Here is a 24801-nt window from a genome sequence, read left to right as displayed (position 1 = left end):
TTGGAAACCCCCGTCCCTTCCGGCACCAACCGCCTGTCCATAACTTTTCTCTGGAAATAAACCAAGTACCACTGCAAAGCATATAAACTAAAAGCAGAATATGTCGCTTACCATACTGGCAACCCTGATTTTTATTGCAACCCTTGTCCTGGTCATCTGGCAGCCGCGCGGGCTGTCCATCGGCTGGTCGGCCACCATCGGAGCTGTTCTCGCACTTATTGCCGGAGTGGTCACCTTCGCCGATGTCATCACCGTCACCGGCATCGTCTGGAATGCCACCCTGACCTTTGTCGCTATTATCATTATCTCCCTGATCCTCGACGAAATCGGGTTTTTCGAGTGGGCGGCCCTTCACATGGCCCGGTTTGCCCGTGGCAACGGCATCCGCATGTACATTTACGTAACGCTTCTCGGCGCGGTGGTCGCCGCCTTTTTTGCCAATGACGGCGCTGCGCTCATCCTTACCCCCATTGTTCTGGCGATGGTACGCGCTTTAGAATTCAAGGAACGGATGATCCTCCCTTTTGTGATGGCGAGCGGGTTTATCGCCGATACGGCATCCACCCCGCTCATCGTCAGTAATCTGGTGAACATCGTTTCGGCCGATTTCTTCGGGATCGGCTTTCTCGAGTACGCCACCCGCATGGTCGTCCCCAATTTGTTTGCCATCCTGGGAAGCCTGGTTGTGCTCTACCTTGTCTACCGCAAAGACATTCCCAAAAACTACTCGATGGAGAACCTCAAAAAACCGGCCGATGCGATCCGTGATCGCCGGATGTTCCGAATGTCATGGGTCATCCTGGCAATACTGCTGGTCGGTTATTTCGTCGTAGAGTTTGTTCACCTGCCGGTTTCACTGGTGGCCGGTACCATTGCGATTTTCTTTCTGATTATGGGCTCGCAGAGCCCGGCAGTGGACACGCGTAAAGTCGTCAAAACCGCCCCATGGGCCATTGTGGTTTTCTCTATCGGCATGTATGTAGTAGTATACGGACTGCAAAATGTCGGGCTGACCGGATTGCTGGCCGAGGTAATCCAGGCCGGTGCCGACCGCGGACTGTTCGCTGGAACCATGCTTATGGGCTTTCTGGCCGCCTTCCTGTCCTCGATCATGAACAACATGCCCACGGTGATGATTGACGCTCTGGCCATTCAGGCAACCGACACCTCCGGACTGATGCGTGAGGCGCTTATTTACGCCAATGTCATCGGATCAGATCTGGGGCCGAAAATCACCCCGATCGGTTCGCTGGCCACCCTGTTATGGCTTCATGTGCTGAACAACAAAGGAGTAAAGATCACCTGGGGATACTACTTCAAAGTCGGCATTATACTCACCATCCCGACGCTGTTCATTACGTTGCTGGGACTGTGGATGTGGCTGCTTCTGATCGGATAAGCCTCTTGATTTTAAACCGGTCTGATATCCGTGCTGCTATTCCGGTGAAATCCCGGCACGGATCTCCTCATATTCTTCGTGCGTATTGATGTTGCGTATTTCAGCTGGTTGCACCGGAAATACCTTAACCCTCAAACGATCGAGCAGGCCCATTACAGATCCGTCACCGCTTTGAAAATAGGACTCCAGTTCCGGATTTACGGAAAGGCTGTAAATGCCCAGCAGCGGTTGACGGGTCATCCAGTTCATCTGCTGAAGCGTTGCGTGATCCATCGGAGCCGTATCATTCGGAGCATTGTCATAATGGACGGGGTCCGGTCCGGAATTTCCTTTACCGGTCCGGGACGCTGCACCGGGCACCGGAGCAGCATCGGCGACCAACGCATCCGCATCATCGGGAATTCCGGTTGAAGCCATCATTCGCAGAACACCTGCAGAGACCATCGGCAAGTCAACCGCCATAATAGCTGCTGAATCCATTTCGGATGGTCCTTCGGATGCATCCCGAAGGGCAGAATGAATTCCGGATACAGGGCCGCCATCCGGATGGATGTCATGTATGTGACGGACCGGCACCGGGTAGTTTCGCTGTCCGCTAAGTACTACCACTTCACGAAAAAACGGACGGCAACGATCAATCTGATACTCCAGCAGTGTTTGTCCGCCAAAGGGGAGCATAGCCTTGTCGGTACCCATCCGGCGGGAGTGTCCCCCGGCCAGAATATATATGGTGCGCAAATCGGATGTCATAGCATTTCTATTTTGGAAAATGGATAACAGGTGACGTAATTGCCGGGCTCATGGTACGCATCCGGCGGAACGATCAAATAGCTGCTGCACCCGCGATACAGCTGAAGCAGATGGGACCGCATGCGGGTATCCCCGCCCGGATCAGCCCGGAGCGTGCCATTGTCCACATCCAGCCGGACCGGCAGAAACAGGGTGCGCCCCCCGTTATTTGATACTTCACTGCAAAGTTTTGCGCGGAACGGCCTGACGGGCTCCTGTCCCAGCAGACGCCGAGCCAGCGATCGGGCATATACTTCTGCGGTGAATACTGCAGAGACGGGATTGCCGGGGAGACAGCATACAACAGTTTCATCCCAAATGAAAATCGTAAGCGGCTTGCCGGGCTTCTGTCTGATTTTGCGGATGAGCGGACGTGCACCGAGCTCCGTCAGCGTATCGAAGAGATGGTCATATTTGCCAGCGGATATACCGCCTGTGGTCACAATCAGATCGCTCGTATCCTTCAGCGACCGGAGCCGCATTTTGAGCCGGTCCGGGTTATCGGGGATCACAGGGTGGACCTCGACCTGTGTTGACGGCCAGGAAGACATCAGTGACTGCAAAACCGGCCCGTTGCTGTTGTTTTCTTCGCTGATTTCGGATCCGGTGACCTGCAGCCCTATACGCAAATGCGGCCTCACCCGGCAACGGTGCAGGCCGGCTTCGATGATCATCCCCATTTCGTACGGACGTATGACCGCACCCTCCTTCAGCAGCACATCTCCTTTTTTAAACCCTTCCCCCTTTTTTCTGACCGGATTTTTCTGCGGTATCTGCCTGATCTCGATCTCTTTCTCTCCGATTTCATCCACCTGCTCCACCGGAATCACAACATCCCCGCCTTCCGGTATCATTGCGCCGGTCAGAATGCGGGCACAGTGTCCGGAACGGATGGGAGGATGGGTTTCCAGTTCCGGCCGGACCTCGCCCGATACCGGGAAACGCCGAATACCGCGATCCAGGTCATCTTTCCGGAACACAAAACCGTCCATGGCGGAGTTATCACGCCGCGGACTGTCGGCCTGTGCCTTGACATCTTCGGCAAGAACCCGGTTGACCGATTCGTCGACAGGAACCTCCAGTGCAAACCTTTTTGCTGTATGCTCTTCGGAATGCGGAATCTGCCTGATAATTTCCAGGGCTTCTTCTGCATGTATGTCTGAGTGCTGACTCATGGATATTGTTTATGGAAGTTCTTCCGGATGAATCCGCTGTCAATACAGTTGCAGGTGCGGACCGCCCGAAAGATGCACCGCACCCGGAACAGCGCCAATAACCGAATCAAGACAGACAGAAATGGCTTTGGGATTGCCGGGCAGATTGACGATCAGACTATTCCCGCGGATTCCGGCAGTCTGGCGTGACAAAATCGCGGTGGGAACCTGCCGGACCGAAATGCGTCTCATCTGCTCTCCGAAACCGGGCAGGGTGATTCTGCATACATCCACGGTAGCCTCCGGGGTGATATCGCGGACGGTCGGTCCGGTTCCTCCTGTGGTCAGGACAAGCGAACAGCCATGATCATCGCACAATTCGATGAGGGTCTCACGAAGCAGCGGGCCTTCATCCGGTATCAGCCGGTAAACAAATTCTCCGGGATTGCGGATGTTCCGGGCACAGTACTCCCTGATGGCAGGGCCGGACACATCTTCGTACTCTCCGCGGCTGGCGCGGTCAGACAGGGTAACAATTCCGATAGTAATGGGTTCCGGCTGATCCAAAAAATCCCGTGCAATGTAATTGATAAAAAAACGACCGGAAGCGTGTGCTTTTGCGGCCGGTCAGCAGGAGGGCAGGTTTGGATCGATACGGTCAATCCATGCAAGAATCCCTCCTTCCAGGTTGTAAAGATGCGGATAATCACCGCTACTTTGCAACTGCAAAACCGTCTGCCTGCTTCGCGCCCCGCTTCGGCAGTAAAAAACCACAGGGATATCGGGACGCACAACGCGGGTAAGCTCATCCGGGTGTTCCGAATTTTCAGAATGGGTGGTTTGAGGAATATGGTGACCACCTATGTGCACGGCTTCCCTTTCATGGTCTTCGCGAACATCGATCAGGACAAACTCCTTACCGTCTTTTTTCCATTTGTACAGTATTTCGGGGGAAATCAGTGCTACATCATCAGAGGCACATGCTGCATCGGTAAACTGTACCGAATGGATCTCGTGCCGGGCACCGGTATCGGGGATGGTAATGGAGTCTGAAGACATGCGCGCACCATCAAACAGGAGCATCCGTCCGTCCAGCAGGTCTCCTGTGCCGATGATCCATTTTATAATTTCCATGGCCTGAATGCTTCCGATAATGCCGGGCAGTGCACCGAACACGCCTGCTTCGGCACAGTTTGGAGCCAGTTCAGGTGGCGGGGGTTTCGGGAAAAGATCCCTGAAATTGGGTCCGAACTCCCCTTTTCCGTTTTGCACATTGAACACAGCAACCTGTCCCTCGTACCGGAATACGGAACCGTAGACCATCGGTTTATTCTCAAGCACACAGGCATCATTAATACCGTATCTGGCTGCAAAATTGTCGGTGGCATCGGCTACAATATCGTAATCCCTGACCAGTGACCTGATATTGCTTTCCGACACGCGCATATCATGCACATCCAGTACCATACTACTGTTCAGCGCACGGACCATCCGTGCAATGCCTTCTGTTTTTTTCTGCCCGACATCGGACTCGCGGTATGCCGGCTGCCGTTGCAGATTGGACAGGCTCACCACATCATTATCGGCTATGCCCAGACGGCCGACACCGGCAGAGGCAAGATACTGGACAATCGGTATTCCGAGTCCGCCGGCTCCGATAACCAGAACGGAGGCACCGGCCAGGCGGCCTTGCCCGATCTCGCCCACCCCGGGGACGCCTATCTGACGGCTGTAACGGTTTTTCCAGTCCGGTCTGTATCTGTTTTCAGGTAAATTCATATCGGTCCGGTCTGTCACAACATGCTATTTCGCGCAAACACGCATATCATTTTCGCTCTGCACTTTATCATGGCTCTGTATCCCGTCACAGAATTCACCGAGCAACTTACAGCATTCTTGCATTGCTGAAGGATCAATATCATAGCAAATGGAGGTACCAGTGATGGTACCCTTGATAAGTCCGGCATCTTTCAGCGATTTCAGATGCTGTGATACGGTGGACTGAGCCAGCGGAAGCATGTTGGCGATATTACCGCACATGCACTCTTCCCTGCTTGCCAGAATTTCAAGAATAGCCAGTCGGGCCGGATGACTCAACGCTTTGGTTAATTGTGCAAACCGTACTTTCTTTTCGTCAAATTCGAATGTTTTATGTATGCTCATGGCCTTGGACTCAAGTAAAACCGGTAGTAATTATTCAGAAAATGTCTAAATAGCAAACATCTATTTGAACTTAATCGTATTCACTTCAAAAATAATTTCCGAAAAAACCGGAACAAAACGTATTGTCATGCCCAATTGGTAATATAATGATAATACAATATGCATAGAGCAGATTTCAATGACCAGAAAAGCGCTACCATAACGGACTTGACATGGAACTCCGCATTGCTTTTATTAAGATAAACGTATTTCTACGATTTACGATAAATAATATTAAAAGTATTGGAATTTCTTGCAGTATCTGTCCTGAGTATTACTATCGGCAGATAGCATCAGTTGGTGACATGTTGCACCTGCAATCATGACAAAAAAAAATTACAATAATATGGGAAACTATTTCGGTTTTTTGCTGATTATCCTTGTTTTCCTGTTTGCTAATGCACCCATTTCATCATCACAGGATTTCGATATTCGCGGGCGGGTTCATATGGATGCCTTCATCGGCCTGAACAATGCCGATGATTTTCAAAACGGCTTCAATAACCGCCGTGCACGGCTGGGTGTGAATGGCCAGGTCATCGAAAACTGGGACGGGCGCATTGAAGTGGACTTTGCCGATGGCGGAGTCAGTCCGAATGATTTCCGGCTCCGCCGCCGTTTTTCCGACGGCAGCAGACTTTGGATTGGTCAGTATAAAGTGCCGCAGGGTTTAAACGAGCTGACCAGCTCAAACAATATTACATTCATCGAGCGGGCCACTAACAGTAACATGATCGCTGACTCGCGGCGTATGGGTCTTGCCTACGAGCGGTTCGGCCGGGCACTCGGTTTCAAATCCATGATATTCGGCCGGGCACTCGGCCAGCGCGGAGATATCACTGGAGACATGCCGCTGGGTGGTGCCTTCAGAGGTGTCTTCGCACCTGAAATCGGGAGCGGAAGACTTCACATCGGCGGCTCGGTCGTATATGAAAGTCTGATGGACCAGACTATCATTGGTTTCAGCGACCGGCCTGAGGCCAGAGATTCCGGTGGAGGAAAATCTCTGATCGGATTGCAAATTAATACTCCGGATCTGGAGGGGTCCTTTAAGTCCGGACTGGAACTGGCTCTGATGCACGGGCCGCTTTCGCTGGAGGCGGAATACCTGATGGTCAATGTGCTGATGGATGAAGGAGACAGTCCACTATTTCACGGCTGGCATGTACAGTCCAACTATGTTCTGACCGGTGAAAGTCGTGCCTATTCGTCCGGCGGGTTCGGTACTATAACCCCGCAAAACGGCCGTGCCCTGGAAATAGCAGCCCGCTTCAGTCATATGAATCTGAACGATTCCGGCTATATGGGAGGAAAACAAAGCAACCTCACACTGGCACTGAACTGCTATCTGGCTTCTAATTTGCGATTCATGGCAAATGTAATATTTGTTGATATAAGTACACGCGGCAACGGAACCGGTGACAGAACCCCGGTTATCGGAGTCCTCCGTTCCCAGTTCCATTTCTGAGATCATATTCAATCTGATTATTACTTCCTGATCTATAACCATTAATCCCGGATCTATGGCAACCTCGCAAACAGCTTCGGGCTACCTGAAGCGCACCAACAAACAATTTCGCATCGCCCTGATCATCGGCATTGCGGCCCTTGTGATCGGGGCTATCGGCGTCTTCCGGGTCCTGTATTTCGGAAACCTGGGTAATTTGTCGACCGAGGTACCCTGGGGACTTTGGGTCGGACTCTATGAGTATTTCGTACTGCTCGAGGTCGGAGCCGTCCTCTCTTTTGTGCTGCTGCGCTACGGTGCCGGCATCCGCGAGCTCGACCGGCTGGGCCCGATCATCATGCTCACGGCCCTGGCAGCCCTGGCCGGAGCATTGATATCCATTTTCCACGACCTGGGCCAGCCCTTCCGCGTCTGGCGACCTATTCTGGCGCCCGATTTCGGTTCGCTGCTGACCTGGATGATCTGGCTGCATCTGGCCTACCTGGTCATACTGGTCATTGAACTCTGGGCTTACCGTCTGGGACGCAAGGATATTGTCAAAAACATGGCCTATATCAGCGTCCCGGCAGGAGCTGCTCTTGTGGCGGTGCTCGGATCGTTTCTGAGTGTGGCGGCCGCCCGTCCGCTGTGGAATGACCTGCTGCTGCCGGTGGTCTATCTGATCTCGGCCTTTGTGGTCGGAACCGGACTGGTCCTGCTGCAGCACCTGCTGTTTTCGCCCGACCGGGGTTCACCGGTCTATCATGAGCTGGCCCGGCGGCTGGGCCGATGGTTCCTGTCGTGGATCATGATCGGTGCCTTTACAGCCCTGACCATATCGCTGGTTATGAGTTATGCTGATGTCCCGGCTACGGCTGCCATTCTTGAGCAGATGCTCACCGGCGAATATGCCTGGACCATCTGGGTCTTTCATGTCGGCCTGGGCATTCTGCTGCCGGTGATACTTCTCTTCTGGCAGGAGCGCATCGGCGACCAGGTCAACCGCATCCGCATGCTGGGTGCCGCATCAGCACTGATGGTAGCCAACTTTCTGATGGTCCCGATGAACGTGGTCATCCCGGCACTGGCCTACCGCTATGACCATGTGCGCGACACTCTGATACGCTTTGAATACTTTCCGCACCTGGTCGAATGGCTGGTCATGGTTTTTGTCATCGGACTGATGCTGGTCATTTTTGCCCTGGGCATACGCCTGGTCATCCAGCCCTTTTATCGCATGGCCATTAGTCCCGCCGCCGGAGCCGTACACGATGCTGACAGCCCCGGTGACGGCGGTCATCAAGCCCCTTCGCCTCCAAACACAGATTCTAAAAACGACGAGTCATGAACCGATCGCAAATCTCTGACATAAAACGAAATCCGGAAAAATTGTCTGGTTCATCAGACGGATCAAACGAAAGTATCATGGACAAAAATGCTGCTTCCAAATTATCAGCCGACTCCGGGAAAACCGGAGGTTCACTGTCACGGCGGGACTTCCTCAAATCTGCCGGAGCGGGTGCAGCTATAGCCGGAATGGCGGCCGGGTGCAATCGTACCGCCCCTGATGAAGGACTGGAACATCTGGAAGGCACAAGCCTTGCCATGGTTATCGACCTTCAGCGATGCACTGGCTGCGGTGGCTGCGATATCGCCTGCAAAACCGAAAATAATTTGCGAAGCGGTCATTTCTGGTCCCACCACATCACACACACAACAGGTAAGTTTCCAAATGTTCGATTTGAATACCTGCCTACTCTGTGTAATCACTGTGAAAATGCACCATGTGCCAAGGCATGCCCGACCTCAGCGCTGCATCGGGTCCACGGAGATGTAGTGGCTCATGACCCGCAGAAATGCATTGGGTGCCGTGCGTGCATCATTAACTGCCCCTATGGTGAAGTACATGCCCATTTCGGGGAGCCTCACGAGGAGTGGGAATCTGATGAAGCGTTATTTGAAGGGCTAACTGCTTCACCAAAGGAAATAACCAATCATGTCGGAGGAAATCGCACGCCCTATTACAATCCGGAAAGGGAAAATTACGGTCATGGCAACCGTTACCACGGGATCGTGGAAAAGTGTGATTTCTGCCTGCATCGTCTCAAGGAGCGGAAACTTCCCGCCTGCGTTAAACGATGCCCGACAGATGCCCGAATTTTTGGTGATCTGAATAACCCGAACAGTTCTGTCAGCCGAATTCTTGCCAAATACCGTCCGATGCGCCGCAAGGAGCATTTGGGCACTGAACCCAAAGTATTCTATGTGCGCACCTTTAATTCTGCCGCCGATTACCCGCAAACCAAAGGTGAACTGGCCGGTAACTTGTCACAAGAGTCGGCGCGTCTTCATGCCGAGCGTGTACATGACTGGAAAACCGGGGTAACCCACATTCCGGAAGAGGAATGGCAAGAGCTGTTCGAATCCGGGACTCTTGCTCACGAAAACAATCCGATAGACCACTCCAAACAGGCTCAGGAGAAACAACTTTTTGGGTAAAAATATTAATACATGCACCCGACGAGATTCGGGGCCAGCGTTTCCGGACGAGAAAACGGCAGCCCGCGTCCGTACATCCGATTTTATCATCATTTAATATTTCTGATCATGAATAAAACTGAAAATACTACCCGCAAATCCAGAAAGTCCTTTCTTAAGCAGACATTGATGGCCGGCAGCGGCCTGGGACTTGGTTCTGTGTTCGCATCCGGATTGAACACTCTAAAGGCATCCGACCGTACCGGTGAAAAGCCCCGTGCAGGACAGAACGGACGGTGGGAAGCCTCGGCTTGTCTGGGTTGCACATCGTGGTGCTCGGTACAGGTTTACGTTCAGGACGGGCGGGCCACACGCGTGCGAGGCAATCCCAACTCCAAAGTTAACGGAGAAAATATTTGTGTCCGGGGGCACATGGGATTGCAGCAGGTATATGATCCCGACCGGCTGAAAACCCCCATGAAACGGACCAATCCTGATAAAGGTCGTGGTGTTGATCCAGGCTTTGTCCCTATTACATGGGAGGAGGCGATAGATACCATAGCCGAAAAGATAATGGAACTTCGTCGAAATGAAGAGACCCACAAATTCATGGTCACCCGCGGCAGATACACCTACCTGCGCGATATCCTTTACGATCGCTTCCCGAAGATCATCGGATCACCCAACAATATTTCTCACAGTGCCATCTGTGCAGAAGCGGAAAAATTTGGTCCGTATTATACTGAAGGCATATGGGCATACAGGCAGTATGATGTCCGGAATGCCCGGTACGTACTTTGCTGGGGAGCAGACCCCATTGCTACGAACCGCCAGGTCTCGCACTACAATAACGCATGGGGCGAGGTTTTGTCACGGGCGAAAGTAGCAACCGTAGAGCCCCGGCTCTCGGCAACAGCGGCCAAGTCTGATGAATGGCTGCCTGTGAAGCCGGGTGAAGACGGAGCTCTTGCCGTGGCCATGGCGCATGTCATTCTGACACGCGGTTTGTGGTACCGTCCGTTTGTCGGAGATTTCAAAGATGGTAAAAATCGCTTCCGGACCGGGCGGACTGTAAACGAAAACACCTTTGAAGAAATATACACCCACGGACTTGTCCGATGGTGGAACCTGGAGCTGAAGGACCGAACCCCGGAATGGGCTGCCGGCAAAGCCGGTGTACCCGCAGATCAGATCGAGCGGGTGGCGATAGATTTTGCCCGGGCAGCTCCGCAAGCCATTTGCTGGGTGGGCGGCGGCCCGACAATGCAGGTGCGGGGTGCCTATAACTCCATGGCTACTCATGCATTAAACGGACTGGTCGGTTCAGTGGACAACAAGGGTGGCACCCTGGCATCCAACCCTGAATATTCACAGGGATTTCCGTCCGTGGAACCTTATCTGGATGATATCGCACGCAAGGGAATAGCCAAACCAAAGATTGACCAACGCGGCTACCTGGAATACCCTGCTCTCAAAGGAGGCAGCTCCGGAGGTGGCGTCGTAACCAATCGAACTGCCGACGGCATCCTGGACGGCGATCCCTATGATATAAAAATGATCATTGCCTATTTCAACAATTTTGCCTTTTCGAATCCCGGAAGCAATCGCTGGGAAAAAGCAATGGAAAAAATTCCGTTCAACGTGCATATCACCACGCATGTGGCCGAGTACAGTATGTTCTGTGATATTATCCTGCCAGCCACTCATCATATGTTTGAACGCCACGGATTTATGAAAAGCATTGGCAATGCCCACCGACAGCTTCCGCTTAACAGACCTGTTATTGATCGTGTCTGGGACTCCAAGACCGACGAAACCGAAGTTACCTGGCTGATTGCCGAAAAACTGGCCGAAAAGGGATTCCCGAACATGCTGGATCATTATAAACAGTACCGGGATCCGGAAACCGGTGCCGAACCGAAAAACGAAAAAGAGTTCGACCTGTATGCACTTAAACATGCCACCAGGGATTTGTGGGATCCAGATCACTACAAAGGTGGTGACCGGTTTGACGGCTGGGATGATTTCTATAAGACCGGAGTGTGGAATTCGGAGCCCTATAACTACCGTGGGCGCTGGGGCAGCATGAATACCCGGACCCGCAAGTTTGAATTTTTTTCCGAAACGCTCAAAGAAGCCCTGACCGGGCATGCCGAGCGGCACGATACGGATGTGGACACCGTTCTTGCCACCAGTAACTACCTGGCGCGTGGTGATCTTGCTTTTGTTCCACATTATGAAGAACCCTTTGTACACGGTGAAGATCGCGAAAACTCCTTCATGCTGGTCGATTACAAATCACGACTGAATCGTGAGGGCCGGTCCGCCAACTGCTCCTGGTATCATGAAATGAAGGATATCGATCCGGGCTGCATTGCCGGTGAAGATGTGGCACAGTTGAACCCGGAAGATGCTGATCGACTGGGACTCCGTGACGGTGACAAAATACGGTTGCATTCATCAGCCGGTGAACTGGAGTGCCGGCTGGTTCGGTGGGAAGGTGTGCGCCCGGGCACGATCGTCAAACCCTTCGGTATGGGACACTGGGCTTACGGTCGTTATGCAACCAGAGTAAACGGTAAGCAACCTCTCGGTGGTAACAACAATCAGGTAATGCCTGCGGACTATGACCGACTCAGCGGTTCATCGGCATTTTACGGGTATGTAAAGGTTAATGTCGATAAAGTCTGAAATGGTAACGGCCTGATCAGCAAGCCCTCGTAAAAAATCAATTTCATCAGGACTTGCCGGACGATACCTCCGCCCGGAACAGGAAAATTGCATCTAACTTATATTGAATCTAAACAAGTCCGGTTTATTTTTTAAAGGAGATTTACTTATCCGATTATTTTCTGATAAGTGATCTGTTAGTTATTGGTTTTGTCCGGTACTACTGCTCTTTGCTGCTGCATTTCCATACAACCAGGGACAATTATTGGCCTGTGACGGCTTCCCGTGTTGTATTACCATTATTTGCATGTAACTGAGAGTAGTGCCGGGTCCCGTGAAAGCGCTTTTGTATTATTAAATGCATCATTTGAATCAGTTTTTCCTGAATGCACAGAAGCAAAGTGAAGGGCACAACAACGGCAGGCACGCCAACGGACCTAACGGCATGTCATCAGATACCAGCGATGCCCATTCAAAATGTGCTGCTGCCTGCAGGTAGTAACCAGTGAAGTAACATACCTAGTCATTGACAAAAAACGGATCTATGGCAACCTCGCAAACAGCTTCGGGCTACCTGAAGCGCACCAACAAACAATTTCGCATCGCCCTGATCATCGGCATTGCGGCCCTTGTGATCGGGGCTATCGGCGTCTTCCGGGTCCTGTATTTCGGAAACCTGGGTAATTTGTCGACCGAGGTACCCTGGGGACTTTGGGTCGGACTCTATGAGTATTTCGTACTGCTCGAGGTCGGAGCCGTCCTCTCTTTTGTGCTGCTGCGCTACGGTGCCGGCATCCGCGAGCTCGACCGGCTGGGCCCGATCATCATGCTCACGGCCCTGGCAGCCCTGGCCGGAGCATTGATATCCATTTTCCACGACCTGGGCCAGCCCTTCCGCGTCTGGCGACCTATTCTGGCGCCCGATTTCGGTTCGCTGCTGACCTGGATGATCTGGCTGCATCTGGCCTACCTGGTCATACTGGTCATTGAACTCTGGGCTTACCGTCTGGGACGCAAGGATATTGTCAAAAACATGGCCTATATCAGCGTCCCGGCAGGAGCTGCTCTTGTGGCGGTGCTCGGATCGTTTCTGAGTGTGGCGGCCGCCCGTCCGCTGTGGAATGACCTGCTGCTGCCGGTGGTCTATCTGATCTCGGCCTTTGTGGTCGGAACCGGACTGGTCCTGCTGCAGCACCTGCTGTTTTCGCCCGACCGGGGTTCACCGGTCTATCATGAGCTGGCCCGGCGGCTGGGCCGATGGTTCCTGTCGTGGATCATGATCGGTGCCTTTACAGCCCTGACCATATCGCTGGTTATGAGTTATGCTGATGTCCCGGCTACGGCTGCCATTCTTGAGCAGATGCTCACCGGCGAATATGCCTGGACCATCTGGGTCTTTCATGTCGGCCTGGGCATTCTGCTGCCGGTGATACTTCTCTTCTGGCAGGAGCGCATCGGCGACCAGGTCAACCGCATCCGCATGCTGGGTGCCGCATCAGCACTGATGGTAGCCAACTTTCTGATGGTCCCGATGAACGTGGTCATCCCGGCACTGGCCTACCGCTATGACCATGTGCGCGACACTCTGATACGCTTTGAATACTTTCCGCACCTGGTCGAATGGCTGGTCATGGTTTTTGTCATCGGACTGATGCTGGTCATTTTTGCCCTGGGCATACGCCTGGTCATCCAGCCCTTTTATCGCATGGCCATTAGTCCCGCCGCCGGAGCCGTACACGATGCTGACAGCCCCGGTGACGGCGGTCATCAAGCCCCTTCGCCTCCAAACACAGATTCTAAAAACGACGAGTCATGAGCAAACAAGCAGATCATCAAAAACAGAACCGGTCATGTCCCCTGGCCTCTGAAACATCAGATAAACAACAGCGGGAACAGGACGGACGTCTTTCCAGGCGGGATTTCCTGCGCAGTGCCGGACTCGGTGCCGCTGCCATCGGTGTCGCTTCGGGATGCCAGCGCGGCAGTTTTACGGACGAGGAGCTCAGTCACCTGGAGGGCAAGAGGCTGGGCATGGTTATTGACCTGCAGCGATGCACAGGCTGCGGGGCTTGCAATATTGCCTGTAAAAGTGAAAACAATTTACGTGAAGGACATTACTGGTCCCACCATATCACAACAACTAACGGTACATTTCCGAATGTACGATATGAGTACTTGCCGACGCTCTGCAATCATTGTGACAATGCTCCGTGCGCCAAGGCATGTCCTACTTCAGCATTGCATCATACGGCCGGTGGTGTGGTGGCTCATGATGCCGACAAATGCATCGGATGCCGTGCCTGCATCATCAACTGTCCCTACGGTGAAGTGCACGCACACTTCGGGGAACCGCATTCCGAATGGGAAAACACAGAAGAGCTCATCGAAGGTGTAACCGGCTCTCCCGCCAGTACCATTGAAGATACCGGCGGAGACCGCTTTCCTTATTATAACAATGAACGTGCCGCTCTGGGCGAGGGAAATCGCTATCACGGTATTGTCGAAAAGTGTGATTTCTGTCTGCACCGTCTGAAGGATGGAGAGCTGCCCTCATGCATTGAGGCTTGTCCCACAGATGCGCGAATTTTCGGAGATCTGGATGATCCCGGAAGCTCTGTCAGCCGTGTACTTGGCCTTTACCGCCCCTTCCGGCGGCAGGAGCATCTCGGCACAGAGCCCAAAGTGCAGTATGTCCGCTCTTTCAACTCAGCCAGCGATTACCCTCAGACCAAAGGTGAGCTTACTTCCAAAACACACAATGATGCTCAGGAAGACGAAGATGACACGATCTTCTCCACAGAATCACAGAAAAAACAGCTGTTCGGATAGTACCGGACGCCCTTCATCCTGACTTACAGATTATTATGAAAACGCAATCTCATACCGCTCCCGGATCACGAAAGTCTTTTTTGAAGAAAGCGCTGATGGCCGGTTCCGGCCTCACTTTCGGCTCGGCACTGTCCGGCAGCCTCTCAACACTGAAAGCCTCGGAATCCGGCAAACCGGACAGCGTCAGAGGAGGTAAAAACGGCTGCTGGGCACCTACGACTTGTAACGGATGTGCGTCATGGTGCTCTCTTGAGGTCTATATCCAGAACGGACGCGCAACAAAAATACGTGGCAACAATGCCTCTAAAGTCAACGAAGGCAAAGCCTGCCCGAGGTCACATATGGGTATTCAGGAGCTGTATGATCCTGACAGACTAAAACAACCCATGAAACGGACCAATCCGGAGAAAAAGCGCGGTGTGGATCCGGGTTTTGTCCCGATCAGCTGGGATGAGGCGATCGATGAGATCACCGACAGGATACTGGAGCTCCGGGAAAAAGATGAGACCCACAAGTACATGATGGTACAGGGTCGCAACTCAGGTCTCCATCCCATCATATATGACCGGATGACACGGATAATCGGATCACCGAACCGTATCAACAGCGACGGTCTGTGTCAGGAAGCCGGGAAACTGAGCCACTGGTATCAATGCGGTTTCTGGGGATTTCCCCAGTGGGACCTCAAGCACACCAGATACATTATCTGCTGGGGAACGGATCCCGTATCCAGTACGCGGCAGGTGTCGCACCACAACAGTTCCTGGGGAAAAATGATCGCGCGGGCAAAGGTAGCCGTAGTTGATCCGCGGTTGTCGGCCACTGCTGCAAAAGCTGATGAGTGGATGCCCATCAAACCCGGCGAAGATGGTGCGGTTGCGGGCGCTATCGCGCATGTTATTCTGACAAGAGGACTCTGGAGCAAAGAGTTTGTCGGGGATTTCAAAGACGGTGAAAACCGTTTCAAGATCGGACAAACCGTGGATGAGGAGCTTTTTGATGAAAAACTCACCAAGGGTGTCATTAAGTGGTGGAACCTGGAGCTCAAGGACCGGACCCCGGAGTGGGCCGCCGAAAGGGCCGGTATTCCGGCAGAACAGATTGAGCGCGTAGCCATTGACTTTGGCCGCGCCGGATCGCAGGCCATCAGTATGGTAGGACGGGGACCGGTCGCCCAGCCTCGGGGATCATATAACGCACTTGCCGGAAATGCACTTGTGGGACTTGTGGGAGCCGTGGGAACGGAAGGCGGTAATATGTCCGGCAACCCTTTCTTCAATGAACCCCTTCCCGGCCCGGACGACTACCTAGACCAGACGGCAAAAAACGGACTTGGCCATCCAACCATTGACCAGCGCGGCCGCCTTGATCTGCCTGCTATTTTTCAGAACCAGGCAGGTACCGGAATGGTTTCAAACAAGGCTGCTGACGGTGTCATTGATAAAGATCCGAATGAAATCAAAGTAGCCATCAGTTATTACGGAAACTTTGCATTCTCCGCACCCGGAGCCCGGCGGTGGGAAAAAGCACTTGGATCCATTCCGTTCTATGTCGACATCAACACCCACCCTTCCGAGGTCAGCTGGTTTGCAGACATCGTGCTTCCGGCCGCTAACGGAATGTTTGAAAAAAACGCTCCGGTCGTCCGGCACGGCAACAGGCACCGGCACGTCACACTCCACCGGCGTGTCGTGGACCGGCTCTGGAATGTCAAATCAGATGAAACCGAAGTTCCGTGGATGATTGCCGAAAAACTGGCCGAAAAAGGGTTTCCCAATCTTCTGGATCATTACAAGACGTATCGTGATCCGGAAACCGGTGCCGAACCTCAGAACGGTGAGGAACTGGAGCTCTTTGCGACCAAACATATCACTCAGAATTACTGGAATCCGGACCGGCACCGCGGTGGGGACAAATTCGAAAGCTGGGAGTCATTTTACAATACCGGTGTATGGAATTCAGACCCTTACGTGCTCAAACGGCGATGGGGTAACATGCCGACGGAATCCGGCAAGTTTGAATTCTATTCCGAACCCCTCAAACGGGCTATTACTCAGCATGCCGAAAAGCACGGGCTTACTACCGACCAGGTTATGGAATCAGCCAATTATGTAGCGCGCGGAGAGCAGGCATTCATTCCGCATTATGAGCCCCCTGTGATTATAGATGAAGGCAACAATGACGGACTGATTCTGGTTGATCACAAATCCAGGCTCAACCGGGAGGGACGCTCGGCGAACAGTCCCTGGTATTATGAGTTCAAGGATGTTGATCCCGGTGATGTTGCGAATCAGGACGTTGCGAAAATCAATCCGAAGGATGCACGCAGGCTTGGAATATCCGAGGGAGATGACATCGTGATGTCCTTCAAGGAGAACAGCATTACTTGCAAAGCCAGGCTGTGGGAAGGTGTGCGGCCCGGTACTGTGGCCAAAAGCTACGGACAGGGACACTGGGCCTTCGGACGCAGGGCTTCGCTTGAGTTCGGAAAGAAAGCGCGGGGCGGAAACAACAATGAGATCATTCCTGCAGAATACGACCGGCTTACCGGAACCTCCGCCTATTACGCTACGGTCCGGGTGCGTGTAAGCAAGGCGTAATCAGATGTTTGCATCACTGCCGGAACAAGCTATATTACCCGTAGCCGGTATCGGGATATTATGATGTCCCCGGAGAAACTTTGTACGGACCATATTACGTAACAATGGAAAAAGAACAAGATGAACTGCGGGCTGCTGTCTACAAGGGATTGTCTGACGCATACCGGCCACCGGATAAAGAAATCCCTGAACATATTGCAACATTGCACGATGCGGTACTGGAAGCCTATCCGGATATCCGGTCTGACATCCAATCCGGACGGGAAGAAAATAAGGGATCATCAGACTCTTCCGGGACCGGAACAATCGGGAATCTGGAAGGTCCTGACGATCTGGAAAAACTCAAAACAGATCATGCCCGGCTGTTTGTCGGCCCCTTCTCACTGCTTGCTCCTCCGTATGGTTCCATGTATCTGGATCAGAATGAGCAGTTGATGACCGATTCGTCAATGAACGCTTTGCAATGGTATGAGTCGGAAGGAATGGAAGTTGCTGTCAGGGAAGTTCCGGATCATATCCGGATTGAACTGGAATTCATGTTTTTTTTGATCATGAATGGAATTGAATCGGAAAACGGATCACGGGACATCGGGAGAAAAAAGCAGCGGCAGTTTCTGGAGCATCATCCGGGTTTGTGGATTGCCGGTTTTGAGAAAAAAGTTTGTAATGGAGCTGAAACCACGTTGTACAACCTCCTGGGACAGCTAACCGGCCGTTTTGTACTCAGGGATCTGGAAGAACTAAGAAAACAGAACTATTAAAACTTTAAGACGATTTTGCCATGCCCAGAAAACCTGCAAAATTCCGGGAGTTCACTGAGACCTATCCGGAAATAAATAAAGCCTATGAAAACCTGGGAGATGCCGTGCATCAGGCCGGCCCGATAGACAAAAAAACGAGAGAGTTAATCAAGCTTGGAATCTCTTCAGGAGCGCAAAAGGAAGGTGCCGTTCATTCGCACACACGCAAGGCACTTGAAGCCGGGGCGGCAAAAGAGGAAATTCTGCAAGTAATCCTTCTTACGCTTCCAACGCTTGGAATGCCCTCCATGATGGCTGCCATGACCTGGGTTAAGGATATACTGGATGAGCAGACCTGATGTCATCCCTGATGTCAATTCCGTCCGAATTCTGTCCGCACACTGATCCAAACAATGTTACATCAAAAGACTCCCGGGACTCCTGTCTCCCCTCTCTCTGCTGGCTTCGACTAATAAAAGAGAGATAAATTAATTTTTTTTAATAGAAATGATTTGGTCCCAGGGTTCTCTGTAACTCAAATACAGAGTGCAACCCTAACTGATCAGGCTTCGGTTATCCGGTTTACCGAAATAACGGTGAAAAATGTGATTTAAGGCCTGATACGACCCGGATCATAACATGAGTCAGCTATTTCCGAAAGAGATCATCGAAAACAGTCAGGAGAATAATTTTTCACGCCATGGCACCGGCACACGTGTGTTTTATGTGTTTTTGCTGGCGATAGCGTTCGCCGGACTGGGTTTACTGCCATTGATAAAGGTAGATGTAGGAGTGCGCGGGCACGGCATGATACGCCCGGTAATGGATATCGTACCGGTCTATTCGCCTGTCCCGGGATATGTCCGGAAATGGGAGATCTACGAAAACAGCCGTGTCGGAAAAGGCGACATCATAGCGGTGCTTGAATCGCCGGTTATCAGGGAGCGCATCAGGGCAAATCGATTGCGCAGGAAACGGGTTGCCGCATTCATAGATGACCTCACACTGTTGATTGACCGGCAGCAAATTCCTGCCATACAACCTGCCGGGTTAGTGACACCCCGGTATCAGCAATCCCTGGAAGAGCTCAGACAACAGCTTGTTCTGCAGCAGCTGGTCACGGATAACCTGCAAAACCGATGCAACCGGAAAAAGGAGCTCTTTGCAGTGGCAGCGGCAAGCAAAACCGAAGCAGAAGCTGTTTGCAGCGAGCGGGATAACAGCAAAGCCCGGCACAAGCTTTTCATCAAACAGCAGCGGCAGCGCTGGAGCTCGGACCGCGAAATGCTCATTGAGGAAAAAGACCAGCTTGATTCCGAATATGATCAGCTGCTGACTGAGAAAAAGCAGCACCGCATCCGCTCCCCTGTCTCCGGAACCCTGCAAAATGTCCTCGGCGCTTTTCACGACAGCTTTGTGCACAACAGCCAGGTGCTGGCAGAGATTTCACCCGACACGGCCTTGATCGCCGAAGTGCATGTTGCATCAGCAGATATCGGACTGCTGAGGGAAGGTATGTCTGTCCGCCTGCAGGTGGATGCATTCAACCACCATGAATGGGGACTGCTGCACGGAACCGTCTCATCTATATCGGAAGACGTTCAGATAAGTGACGGCCGGCTCTTCTTCACCCTGCGCTGCACACTCGACCGGGACTACCTGGAGCTGGCAAACGGCATCCGCAGAAATATCAAAAAGGGTATGACGGTGCAGGCAAGGTTCATTGTCACCCGCAGGAGCCTGTTGCAGCTGCTTCATGACAGCATTGACGACTGGATTAACCCCATCTGGTACGACACGACGCAGGATAACACACCAGAAAATTAAACATCAGATACAATGTCAGGCAGAAACATAAGAATTAAACAGCGCGACATAACCGACTGCGGCGCCGCCTGTCTGGCTTCGGTTTCCGGGCATTTCGGGCTGGATATGCCTGTTTCCAAAATCCGGCAGTTTGCTTCGACGGACAAAAAAGGAACCAATATCCTGGGGCTGATCGAGGCGGCCGGAAAGCTGGGCTTGACTGCCAAGGGAGTCAAAGGAGGTCCTGAGAGCCTTTCGGAGCTTCCCGTGCCCGCAATAGCCCATGTATGCATCAAAAAAACGATATTCCATTATGTGGTTATTTACAAGGTTACGCAGCGATACATTGTCATAATGGATCCCGCTGAGGGCAATCTGATAAAAAAACCGCGTAAAGATTTTCTGGAAGAGTGGACCGGTGTACTTGTACTGATCATGCCCGGTGAGTCGTTTGAGCAGGGTAATTACAAGACCTCAATTGCCGGAAGGCTCTGGTATCTGCTCAAGCCGCATCGCAGCATACTGCTGCAGGCGACCCTGGGTGCCGCCTTATTCACCCTTATTGGTCTATCTACAGCCATTTACGTTCAGCTCATTGTGGACCATGTCCTGCCGGACGGTAACAGGAATCTGCTGCATCTTCTGGGCATCGCAATGCTAATGCTCCTGCTGCTTCAGTTAACAACCGGCGTCATAAAGACGGTACTCACCCTGAAAACAGGTCAGCTCATTGATGCCCGTCTCATTCTCGGGTATTACAAGCATCTGCTCTCGCTGCCTCAGCATTTTTTCGACACAATGCGAGTGGGAGAAATTACCTCACGGATCGGTGATGCCGTGAAAATCCGGGCATTTATCAATGACACTGCCATAACCATTCTGGTCAACGTTTTCATCGTTTTGTTCTCATTCGGACTGATGTTCACCTATTACTGGAAACTAGGCCTTCTGATGCTGGCAATCATTCCGACTTATCTGCTGGTCTATGTCATCACAAACTGGCTGAACAAAAAGACGCAGCGAAAGCTGATGGAAGATGCCGCCGATCTTGAGGCGCAGCTGGTTGAATCGCTGAACTCGGTTTCCACCATCAAACAGTTCGGACTGGAGGATTTCGCCAATATCCGCACCGAAACAAGGTTTATCCGGCTTCTCAAGACCATTTACCGCTCCGGACTCAACTCGGTTTTCTCAGGTAATGCTTCAAAACTGACATCGCGATCGTTTACGATTATTGTCCTGTGGGCAGGTGCCTACTTTGTACTTCAGGGTGCACTGACACCGGGTGAACTGTTGTCTTTTTATGCGATCACAGGATACTTCACCGGTCCGGTCAATGAACTAATCGGTATGAACAAGACCATTCAGGATGCATTGATTGCAGCTGACCGTCTGTTCGAGATAATGGATATTGACAAGGAGGAGGCAGGTCAGAAGATTGTGCTGAACAAGGATATGGCCGGCGATATCCGTATTGAAAATCTTCACTTCAGGTACGGCAGCCGTGCAGATGTATTCCGTGGGTTGAGCATCGTCATTCCGGTAGGAAAAATGACTGCGTTTGTGGGAGAAAGCGGTTCAGGTAAAACCACTCTGACAAGTATTCTGCAAAAGATGTATCCGGTCACATCCGGGCGTGTCACGATCGGCCAATATGACATCAATCACATCGAGACGCACAGTCTGAGGCAATTCATTTCTGTTGTGCCTCAGAAAATTGACCTGTTCTCAGGCAACATCATTGAAAACATTGCCGTGGGTGAATTTCACCCCGATTTTGAGAAGGTAGTCGATATATGCGGAAAAATCGGGCTCCTTCCGTTTATTGAACAGCTTCCGCACGGATTTGAAACACATCTGGGAGAAAACGGTGCCACCCTGTCCGGCGGCCAGAAACAGCGTATTGCAATTGCCCGCGCTTTGTACAGGGATCCCGAAATACTCATCCTGGATGAAGCCACCTCCTCGCTCGACTCCGAGTCGGAGCGGTATGTTCAGCAGGCATTAATGCACTTCCGTTCGCAAAACAAAACCGTCATACTTATTGCACACAGGTTGAGTACAGTCATACAGTCCGACAAAATATGTGTGCTTGAAAACGGAGAATTGGTGGAAGAGGGTTCACATGAGGATCTCATTGTAAGGAAAAAACAATACTTCAGATTATGGCAGCAACAGATGCCGGGGCAAAACGGATTTCCCCACAAACCGGAAACATATATAAACAGGATATGATCATGGCATTAAACTTGTATCTGAGCAGAATTCAAAGACTGGACATTCTCATCAGGAAAAAAAGCACGGGATCGCCGAAAGAGCTGGCTGAAAAGCTTGGGATTTCGGAGCGATGGCTTTTCCACCTTTTGGATGAAATAAGGGAGGAGCTCGACTGTCCGATCCGTTATAACCGGCTCAGACGCAGCTATGAGTACGAAAAGCCCGGAAAAGTAATGATCGGCTTCCTGAATGAGGCCGAGCTTGATATAAAAAGCCTGAAGAGCACAAATGGGGGACATCTTTTGCATTCAATGTATTTATATATACAGTGATCAGCAATAACTTGCACTTAACCCCAAACCCATAACTTAACTCGAGAGGTACTGCTATGAAAGAAAGAAAAGGTTTACCGTTTGAAATGCTCAGTTCTGTCGAACAAAAAGCAGTCACGGGAGGTGCACCTCATTGGCTGATTCCGGTGGGTGTTACCCTGCTGTATAATGAAATAAGCAGTATCTGGAATTCAGGCGGACAAAATCTTGTGGATGCCTGGAACTCCGGATACGAAGCCGGTTATGGCAGCACAGATGACTAATCAAGGGAGGCACGCAAAATGAAAAGTATATCTTACCCGCAAGGTACACTTACTCCGTTGAATCAGCAGGAAATGAGGGATATCACTGCCGGAGACGTGATACTGGAAAGTACCATCTGGCTCCTGGGAGCTATTTGGGGCTCTTACAGAAGGGTTACTGACGATGAATCCGGACGCTGTGGCGAAGATGAAACATACAGCCGCAGACACGGAGTCTGCACGTAAGTATCACAGGGGGTGCGTTTTCGGGCGCACCCCTACTCTTTTAACGTTAATGAGTAATACAATTATGAAGAAAATCCTGTTTCGTCTGTCGCCTATGGCCGGCTACTTGCTACTTCATTATCTCTGGTCACAAAGCAAAAACGATTTCGACGCCGGTACCTTTCTTGAAGTCACCTTTGCCATAATCATCGGCAGTATTTTTGTTGTGTACCTGACCGTAAAAGAAGAGAAAAAAAATAAACCGGATTCATAGATCAGGTAGTATAAACGGAATTGAAGAGTACATAATCTGTTGTCAGATCAGACCCCCAGGCAACAGCTTTTGCCTCTCCATCGCACATGTCCATTTTGACGCTTATATGCGATTCCCGCAGGAGTTTTTTCATGAAATTCCGGTCGTAATTGACAGGTTTACCCTTTTCCAGAACCTTGACCCGTTCTTTTTCATTGCCCAGGTAAAGATCAACGCCTGTGTAATCAAAAGTTACTCCCGCATTTCCGGCCGCTGATACAATTCTTCCCCAGTTGGGGTCCCGGCCAAACATGGCCGTCTTTACCAGGTTGGAACTTGAAATGGCACGTGCCAGTTTCCTGGCAACCGTCTTGTCCGGTGCGTTTTCCACCCGGTACTCCACAAATTTGGAAGAGCCCTCACCATCGGATACAATCAGCTTCGCAAGATGCTGCATCATCTTTTGCAGATGATTCCGGAACACTTTGTAATCTTTGCTTTTTTCACTGGTCAGGCGCTCGTTACCTGCTTTTCCGTTCGCCATAACAGCAACCATATCGTTGGTAGATGTGTCCCCGTCAACAGTAATCATATTGAACGTATCATCAACCGTTTCTGAAACTGCCTTCTGCAGCAAAGCCGGTTCGATATCGACGTCGGTAACTATAAAGGCAAGCATGGTCGCCATATTGGGATGTATCATTCCTGATCCCTTGGCAATTCCTGCCAAATTAACCTCTCGTCCGTCAACGGAAAATTCAAGAAAACCTTCCTTTGCAAAGGTGTCCGTTGTCAGAATTGCATTTGCAGCAAATGAGCCGGCAGAGGACCGGCTGGTCACCTTGGGGGCATTTTCTTTTATTCCCTCAACAATATCTTCGGTAGGAAACGGCTCACCGATGACACCGGTGGAAGATACGATCACCAGTTCCTCATCAATCTTCAGCGTCTCGGCTGTGGCTTTGACCATTGCCATTGCTCCTTCGTAGCCCTGCTCACCTGTACAGGCATTGGCATTACCGGCATTGATTACAATAGCCTGAGCAAGGCCGTTTTTCGCATGTTCCCTGGAGACTTTTATCGGTTCGGCTACAACCTGGTTTTGCGTGAATACCGCTCCGATACTGGCCGGAACTTCAGAATAAATGATTGCAAGATCTCTGCGCAGAGATTTTACTCCGGAGTGGGCACCCCAGCAAGTAAACCCTCTGACATTGGTAATATTTTTAATCATGATATTTACTGTTTTGAATTCGCTGTAAACCGGTAATTACATCATCAGCTCAATGTCCGGGAAGTCAGAGATTTATCAGAGAACCATCAAGGATTAATCAGGGATTAATCAGGGATCCATCAGAGATTCATCAGGAAACCATCAGGGGTTAATCAGGGATCCATCAGAGATTCATCAGGAAACC

General features: G+C 51.5%; 22 protein-coding genes. 16 read left to right on the top strand and 6 right to left on the bottom strand.

Annotation, left to right across the window (positions count from 1 at the left end; all coding sequences use genetic code 11):
- Window positions 1-100: 100 nt before the first annotated feature.
- The gene (locus NATSA_RS11575) at window positions 101-1399 is read left to right on the top strand and encodes an arsenic transporter (protein ID WP_210512760.1); all 1299 of its coding nucleotides are present in this window, start codon (window positions 101-103) and stop codon (window positions 1397-1399) included.
- A gap of 36 nt (window positions 1400-1435) precedes the next feature.
- Here NATSA_RS11575 and mobA read toward each other — a convergent pair whose 3' ends face one another.
- The 5 genes from mobA to NATSA_RS11550 are packed head-to-tail and all read right to left on the bottom strand — an operon-like array spanning window position 1436 to window position 5505.
- Window positions 1436-2149 (bottom strand): molybdenum cofactor guanylyltransferase, encoded by a 714-nt coding sequence (gene mobA, locus NATSA_RS11570; protein WP_210512759.1) that lies wholly within the window; start codon window positions 2147-2149, stop codon window positions 1436-1438.
- Window positions 2146-3363 carry a molybdopterin molybdotransferase MoeA gene (locus NATSA_RS11565; protein WP_210512758.1) on the bottom strand — a complete coding sequence of 406 codons (1218 nt, stop codon included), beginning with the start codon at window positions 3361-3363 and terminating at the stop codon, window positions 2146-2148. Before NATSA_RS11565 ends, mobA begins: the two co-directional genes overlap by 4 nt.
- A 39-nt stretch (window positions 3364-3402) precedes the next feature.
- On the bottom strand, window positions 3403-3909 hold the full coding sequence (gene mog / locus NATSA_RS11560) for a molybdopterin adenylyltransferase (RefSeq protein WP_210512757.1): 507 nt from the start codon (window positions 3907-3909) through the stop codon (window positions 3403-3405).
- A gap of 60 nt (window positions 3910-3969) precedes the next feature.
- A complete protein-coding gene (locus NATSA_RS11555; RefSeq protein ID WP_210512756.1) occupies window positions 3970-5121 on the bottom strand; it encodes a HesA/MoeB/ThiF family protein in 1152 nt (383 codons plus the stop codon).
- Window positions 5122-5145: 24 nt separating this feature from the next.
- Window positions 5146-5505, bottom strand: a complete 360-nt coding sequence (locus NATSA_RS11550) for an ArsR/SmtB family transcription factor (protein ID WP_210512755.1) — start codon at window positions 5503-5505, stop codon at window positions 5146-5148.
- Window positions 5506-5866: 361 nt separating this feature from the next.
- On the opposite strand from NATSA_RS11550, the gene NATSA_RS11545 reads away from it, so the two are divergent.
- The 15 genes from NATSA_RS11545 to NATSA_RS11475 all read left to right on the top strand — a co-directional run bounded on the left by NATSA_RS11545 (window position 5867) and on the right by NATSA_RS11475 (window position 23404).
- Window positions 5867-7012, top strand: coding sequence for an OprO/OprP family phosphate-selective porin (locus tag NATSA_RS11545; RefSeq protein ID WP_210512754.1), 1146 nt, complete (start codon window positions 5867-5869; stop codon window positions 7010-7012).
- Window positions 7013-7067: 55 nt separating this feature from the next.
- Window positions 7068-8339: an NrfD/PsrC family molybdoenzyme membrane anchor subunit gene (gene nrfD / locus NATSA_RS11540; RefSeq protein WP_210512751.1), complete on the top strand. Its 1272-nt coding sequence runs from the start codon at window positions 7068-7070 to the stop codon at window positions 8337-8339.
- Window positions 8336-9490, top strand: coding sequence for a 4Fe-4S dicluster domain-containing protein (locus NATSA_RS11535; RefSeq protein ID WP_210512753.1), 1155 nt, complete (start codon window positions 8336-8338; stop codon window positions 9488-9490). Before nrfD (NATSA_RS11540) ends, NATSA_RS11535 begins: the two co-directional genes overlap by 4 nt.
- A gap of 108 nt (window positions 9491-9598) precedes the next feature.
- Window positions 9599-12160: a molybdopterin-dependent oxidoreductase gene (locus NATSA_RS11530; protein WP_210512752.1), complete on the top strand. Its 2562-nt coding sequence runs from the start codon at window positions 9599-9601 to the stop codon at window positions 12158-12160.
- A 523-nt stretch (window positions 12161-12683) separates the two neighbouring features.
- Window positions 12684-13955, top strand: coding sequence for an NrfD/PsrC family molybdoenzyme membrane anchor subunit (gene nrfD / locus NATSA_RS11525; RefSeq protein ID WP_210512751.1), 1272 nt, complete (start codon window positions 12684-12686; stop codon window positions 13953-13955).
- Window positions 13952-14968 carry a 4Fe-4S dicluster domain-containing protein gene (locus tag NATSA_RS11520; protein ID WP_210512750.1) on the top strand — a complete coding sequence of 339 codons (1017 nt, stop codon included), beginning with the start codon at window positions 13952-13954 and terminating at the stop codon, window positions 14966-14968. Before nrfD (NATSA_RS11525) ends, NATSA_RS11520 begins: the two co-directional genes overlap by 4 nt.
- Window positions 14969-15003: 35 nt before the next feature.
- A complete protein-coding gene (locus NATSA_RS11515; RefSeq protein ID WP_210512749.1) occupies window positions 15004-17568 on the top strand; it encodes a molybdopterin-dependent oxidoreductase in 2565 nt (854 codons plus the stop codon).
- Window positions 17569-17672: 104 nt separating this feature from the next.
- Complete coding sequence (locus NATSA_RS11510; RefSeq protein ID WP_210512748.1) at window positions 17673-18329, top strand: TorD/DmsD family molecular chaperone; 657 nt, start codon at window positions 17673-17675, stop codon at window positions 18327-18329.
- Between the two features lie 20 nt (window positions 18330-18349).
- The gene (locus NATSA_RS11505; RefSeq protein WP_210512747.1) at window positions 18350-18667 is read left to right on the top strand and encodes a carboxymuconolactone decarboxylase family protein; all 318 of its coding nucleotides are present in this window, start codon (window positions 18350-18352) and stop codon (window positions 18665-18667) included.
- 280 nt (window positions 18668-18947) lie between these two features.
- Entirely contained in the window at window positions 18948-20135 is a 1188-nt protein-coding gene (locus NATSA_RS11500; RefSeq protein ID WP_210512746.1) for an HlyD family secretion protein, read from the top strand.
- Between the two features lie 12 nt (window positions 20136-20147).
- Complete coding sequence (locus tag NATSA_RS11495; RefSeq protein WP_210512745.1) at window positions 20148-22349, top strand: peptidase domain-containing ABC transporter; 2202 nt, start codon at window positions 20148-20150, stop codon at window positions 22347-22349.
- Between the two features lie 2 nt (window positions 22350-22351).
- Window positions 22352-22663 carry a hypothetical protein gene (locus NATSA_RS11490; protein WP_210512744.1) on the top strand — a complete coding sequence of 104 codons (312 nt, stop codon included), beginning with the start codon at window positions 22352-22354 and terminating at the stop codon, window positions 22661-22663.
- A 56-nt stretch (window positions 22664-22719) separates the two neighbouring features.
- Complete coding sequence (locus NATSA_RS11485) at window positions 22720-22926, top strand: hypothetical protein (RefSeq protein ID WP_210512743.1); 207 nt, start codon at window positions 22720-22722, stop codon at window positions 22924-22926.
- Window positions 22927-22944: 18 nt separating this feature from the next.
- Window positions 22945-23151 carry a hypothetical protein gene (locus NATSA_RS11480; protein WP_210512742.1) on the top strand — a complete coding sequence of 69 codons (207 nt, stop codon included), beginning with the start codon at window positions 22945-22947 and terminating at the stop codon, window positions 23149-23151.
- 64 nt (window positions 23152-23215) lie between these two features.
- Window positions 23216-23404 (top strand): hypothetical protein, encoded by a 189-nt coding sequence (locus NATSA_RS11475; RefSeq protein WP_210512741.1) that lies wholly within the window; start codon window positions 23216-23218, stop codon window positions 23402-23404.
- Window position 23405: 1 nt separating this feature from the next.
- Here the strand turns inward: NATSA_RS11475 and argJ are convergent, their stop codons facing one another.
- On the bottom strand, window positions 23406-24617 hold the full coding sequence (argJ, locus tag NATSA_RS11470) for a bifunctional glutamate N-acetyltransferase/amino-acid acetyltransferase ArgJ (RefSeq protein WP_210512740.1): 1212 nt from the start codon (window positions 24615-24617) through the stop codon (window positions 23406-23408).
- Between the last annotated feature and the right edge of the window lie 184 nt (window positions 24618-24801).

The organism is Natronogracilivirga saccharolytica, from assembly GCF_017921895.1.
Lineage (GTDB): Bacteria > Bacteroidota > Rhodothermia > Balneolales > Natronogracilivirgulaceae > Natronogracilivirga > Natronogracilivirga saccharolytica.
The sequence above is the reverse complement of the archived record's forward strand: the minus strand, read 5'-3'. Positions and strand labels throughout refer to the sequence as shown.

What these genes read in the sequence shown, in the direction of transcription:
- NATSA_RS11520 (WP_210512750.1), top strand. Translation starts at nt 13,952, where the DNA reads ATGAGCAAACAAGCAGATCATCAAAAACAGAACCGGTCATGTCCCCTG.
- NATSA_RS11480 (WP_210512742.1), top strand. Translation starts at nt 22,945, where the DNA reads ATGAAAAGTATATCTTACCCGCAAGGTACACTTACTCCGTTGAATCAG.
- nrfD (WP_210512751.1), top strand. Translation starts at nt 7,068, where the DNA reads ATGGCAACCTCGCAAACAGCTTCGGGCTACCTGAAGCGCACCAACAAA.
- NATSA_RS11535 (WP_210512753.1), top strand. Translation starts at nt 8,336, where the DNA reads ATGAACCGATCGCAAATCTCTGACATAAAACGAAATCCGGAAAAATTG.
- NATSA_RS11500 (WP_210512746.1), top strand. Translation starts at nt 18,948, where the DNA reads ATGAGTCAGCTATTTCCGAAAGAGATCATCGAAAACAGTCAGGAGAAT.
- NATSA_RS11555 (WP_210512756.1), bottom strand. Translation starts at nt 5,121, where the DNA reads ATGAATTTACCTGAAAACAGATACAGACCGGACTGGAAAAACCGTTAC.
- NATSA_RS11495 (WP_210512745.1), top strand. Translation starts at nt 20,148, where the DNA reads ATGTCAGGCAGAAACATAAGAATTAAACAGCGCGACATAACCGACTGC.
- argJ (WP_210512740.1), bottom strand. Translation starts at nt 24,617, where the DNA reads ATGATTAAAAATATTACCAATGTCAGAGGGTTTACTTGCTGGGGTGCC.
- NATSA_RS11485 (WP_210512743.1), top strand. Translation starts at nt 22,720, where the DNA reads ATGAAAGAAAGAAAAGGTTTACCGTTTGAAATGCTCAGTTCTGTCGAA.
- NATSA_RS11505 (WP_210512747.1), top strand. Translation starts at nt 18,350, where the DNA reads ATGCCCAGAAAACCTGCAAAATTCCGGGAGTTCACTGAGACCTATCCG.
- NATSA_RS11565 (WP_210512758.1), bottom strand. Translation starts at nt 3,363, where the DNA reads ATGAGTCAGCACTCAGACATACATGCAGAAGAAGCCCTGGAAATTATC.
- NATSA_RS11530 (WP_210512752.1), top strand. Translation starts at nt 9,599, where the DNA reads ATGAATAAAACTGAAAATACTACCCGCAAATCCAGAAAGTCCTTTCTT.
- NATSA_RS11515 (WP_210512749.1), top strand. Translation starts at nt 15,004, where the DNA reads ATGAAAACGCAATCTCATACCGCTCCCGGATCACGAAAGTCTTTTTTG.
- NATSA_RS11475 (WP_210512741.1), top strand. Translation starts at nt 23,216, where the DNA reads ATGAAGAAAATCCTGTTTCGTCTGTCGCCTATGGCCGGCTACTTGCTA.
- NATSA_RS11575 (WP_210512760.1), top strand. Translation starts at nt 101, where the DNA reads ATGTCGCTTACCATACTGGCAACCCTGATTTTTATTGCAACCCTTGTC.
- NATSA_RS11490 (WP_210512744.1), top strand. Translation starts at nt 22,352, where the DNA reads ATGGCATTAAACTTGTATCTGAGCAGAATTCAAAGACTGGACATTCTC.
- nrfD (WP_210512751.1), top strand. Translation starts at nt 12,684, where the DNA reads ATGGCAACCTCGCAAACAGCTTCGGGCTACCTGAAGCGCACCAACAAA.
- mobA (WP_210512759.1), bottom strand. Translation starts at nt 2,149, where the DNA reads ATGACATCCGATTTGCGCACCATATATATTCTGGCCGGGGGACACTCC.
- NATSA_RS11510 (WP_210512748.1), top strand. Translation starts at nt 17,673, where the DNA reads ATGGAAAAAGAACAAGATGAACTGCGGGCTGCTGTCTACAAGGGATTG.
- NATSA_RS11545 (WP_210512754.1), top strand. Translation starts at nt 5,867, where the DNA reads ATGACAAAAAAAAATTACAATAATATGGGAAACTATTTCGGTTTTTTG.
- NATSA_RS11550 (WP_210512755.1), bottom strand. Translation starts at nt 5,505, where the DNA reads ATGAGCATACATAAAACATTCGAATTTGACGAAAAGAAAGTACGGTTT.